This is a genomic window from Aeromonas sp. HMWF015 (assembly GCF_963878965.1).
Taxonomy (GTDB): domain Bacteria; phylum Pseudomonadota; class Gammaproteobacteria; order Enterobacterales; family Aeromonadaceae; genus Aeromonas; species Aeromonas veronii.
On record NZ_CAWNZT010000300.1, the window covers coordinates 1 to 3165 of the forward strand.

Below are 3165 nucleotides of genomic sequence, written 5' to 3' on the forward strand. Positions count from 1 at the left end.
TGGTAAGACCGCCCAGATCGCCGATGTTCTCCCCCAGGGTGAACTGACCATTGACGAACTGGCCGTTGATGGGCTCGAAGCGGTTGTACTGGGCCACCAGACGGCTGGTGCGGAAGCGAAACTCCTTGAGATCCTGCGGTGTCCACCAGTCGCGCATCATGCCGTCACCGTCGGATTTGGCCCCCTGATCATCAAAACCGTGGCCCATCTCGTGGCCGATCACCCCGCCGATGGCGCCGTAGTTGACCGCATCATCCGCCGTCATGTCGAAGAAAGGGGGCTGCAAGATGGCCGCCGGGAAGACGATCTCGTTGTTGCTCGGGTTGTAGTAGGCGTTCACCGTTTGCGGCGACATGTGCCACTCGTCCCGGTCGACCGGCTTGCCGAGGCGCGCCAGACTGTCTGCGTATTCAAAGGCTTGCGAGCGTTGCAGGTTGCCCACCAGATCATCCGGTTTGATGGTGATGGCGCTGTAATCTTTCCACTTGTCGGGGTAGCCGATCTTGGGGCGGAACTTGGCCAGCTTCTCGAGTGCCTGCGCCTTGGTCTCGGGCGACATCCAGTCGAGCTCCTTGATGCTTTGACCGTAGGCGGTGCGCAGGTTTTCCACCAGCTGCTCCATCCGCTCCTTGGCTGCTGGCGGGAAGTAGCGGGCCACATAGAGCTGGCCGACCGCTTCGCCCAGATGATCGTTCAGCACCCCGAGCGCCCGCTCCCAGCTGGCGCGCTGCTTGGGCGTGCCGCTCAATGTGGTGCCGTAGAAGGCGAAGTTGGCGCGGTCGGTCTCGCTGTCGAGATAGGGGGCGTAGTCGGTCAGCAGTTGCCACTTGAGGTAGGCCTGCCAGTCGGCGATGGGGGTCTGGGCCATCACCTGATCCAGCGCGCTCAGATAGGTCGGCTGACCGATGATGAGCTCCGGCTGACCAGCAATGCCCGCAGCGTTCAGATAGGCCTGCCAGTCGAGATGGGGGGCGAGCCGTGCCAGTTCGCTGGCGGGGCGCTTGTTGTAGTTCTTCTCCCGATCCCGCAGCGCGACGTTGTCCCACTGGATGGTGGCTAGCCGGGTTTCGAGGGCCAGAATCCGCTTGGCCTTGCCACTCGGGTCAGATTCCCCGAGGCGGCTCAGCATGGCGGCGATATGCTGCTGGTACTTCTGGCGCAGGGCCTGACTCTCGGGATCCTGCTTAAGGTAGTAGTCCCGATCCGGCAGCCCCAATCCACCTTGATAGAGGTAGACCACATAGCGGTCGGGGGACTTGGCATCGGCGTCGATCCAGATGCCAAACGGCGCGCCGCCGCCCATGCGGCCACTTTGGGCAAAGGCGCGGGCCAGCGCAGCCTGATCACCGATCCGGTCGATATCGGCCAGCGCCGGTGCCAGCGGGGTGAGCCCCTTGGCGTCACGGCCTGCCTGATCCAGATAGCTGGCGTAGAGATCGCGGATCTGCTGGGTCGGCGTGCCGGTGGCGGCCTCCTGCTTGGCCAGCCCTTCGACCAGCACCCGCACATCGGCGAGGGATTTGTCCCGCAGCATGTAGAAGGCGCCGTCGGCGGGGCGATCGTCGGGGATCTTGGCGGTGGCGAGCCACTTGCCATTGACGTAGCGGAAGAAGTCATCGCCGGGTTTGACCTGGATGTCCATATTGGCCAGCGCCAGCCCGGAGTGTTTGGGGGAGTCTTGCGGTGCCTGACTGCAGCCAGCCAGCAGTGCCAGTCCAATCAGGCCGGCTAGTAAGCTTTTCTTATTGTTCATCTTGTTTGATTCCAATTCGGATTGTTTGCTTCCCAGCCCATCTTCCTTGCTCCAATCAGTTGTGCGACCGCCTTGCGGCCAGCCTGGTGGAGAGGGCGGGCGAGCCTCACTCTAGCAGCAGGGTTGCAGCTTGATAAGCCCGACTCTGCTAAGATCGGCCGGTCCGTTTTGGGGAAGCCTATGATTTCTCATCTTTATTCTCGCTTTTGTCTGACTATGCCAGCGCCGGAAGGTTCCACCGGTCTGCTGGTGGCCTTCAGTGGCGGCCTCGACTCCACCCTGCTGCTGGTGCTGGCGGCGCAGTATGCCCGCGAGCACAGCCTGCCACTTCGCGCCCTGCACGTGCACCACGGCCTCAGCCCCCATGCCGATGAGTGGGTCGCTCATTGTGAAGCCGTGTGTCAGCAATTGGCGGTGGAGCTGCTGGTCGAGCGGGTGACCCTGATCCGCAGCAATGGCGAGAGTCTGGAGGCGCAGGCCCGCACCGCCCGTTACCAACGGCTGACTGCCCGGATGCGGGAGGGGGAGTGGCTGCTCACCGCCCACCATCAGGATGATCAGCTGGAGACCCTGCTGCTGGCCCTCAAGCGCGGCGCCGGTCTACGTGGACTGGCGGGGATCCTGCCAAGCCAGCCCTTTGCCGGTGGCCTGTTGTTGCGGCCGCTGCTCGATATGAGTCGCGCCGAGCTGGCCGAGGCGGCGGCGAGCCTCCCCTTTGGCTGGGTGGAGGATGAGAGCAATCAGGACGTGAGCTATGACCGCAACTTTTTGCGCCAGACGCTTATCCCCCAGCTCAAGGCGCGCTGGCCCGCCATGGCCCAGACCGCGGCGCGCAGCATGGCCCTGTGCGCCGAGCAGGAAGCGCTGCTGGATGAGCTGGCCGAGAGCGACTGGCAGCTGGCGGGCGAGGGGGAGGCGCTCCATATCGGCCCGCTGCACGCCCTTTCACCCACTCGGCGCAACAACCTGCTGCGCTACTGGATCCGCCGTCAGGGGGGGGATATGCCATCCCGCGAGCAGCTTGCCCGGCTCTGGCAGGAGGTGGCGTTGGCGCGCGGCGATGCCAATCCCCAGCTCAACTGGGGGCGCCAGAGCTGCCGCCGTTATCAGGAGCGGCTCTATCTGGTGAGCCCTGACCTGCAACCCTGTCATCAGGTATTGCCGCTCACCGTGGGCGAGCCGCTGACCCTGCCGGACGGGTTGGGCGAGCTGGTGGTGCGCATGGCGGAGCACGGCGAGGATCTGCTGCGCTCCCCCCGAGCGGATGAGCCGCTCTCGGTGCGTTTTCAGGTGGCGCCCGGGATCCCCCTCAAACCGGTGGGGCGGAGCGGCAGTCGGCGGATGAAAAAGTTGCTGCAGGAGTATGGCGTGCCTTCGTGGCAGCGGGGGCGCATCCCCATCCTCTACTATGG

General features: G+C 64.5%; 2 protein-coding genes. One reads left to right on the forward strand and one right to left on the reverse strand.

Annotated features, from left to right (window positions below; translation table 11 throughout):
• Positions 1–1753: M13 family metallopeptidase (locus tag AACS18_RS15565; protein ID WP_181363297.1), on the reverse strand; the 1753-nt coding region annotated here is incomplete at its 3' end.
• Between the two features lie 180 nt (positions 1754–1933).
• Here AACS18_RS15565 and tilS point away from each other — a divergent pair.
• Positions 1934–3165, forward strand: a 1232-nt coding sequence (tilS, locus tag AACS18_RS15570; protein WP_108612649.1) for a tRNA lysidine(34) synthetase TilS, incomplete at its 3' end; no start/stop codon positions are given.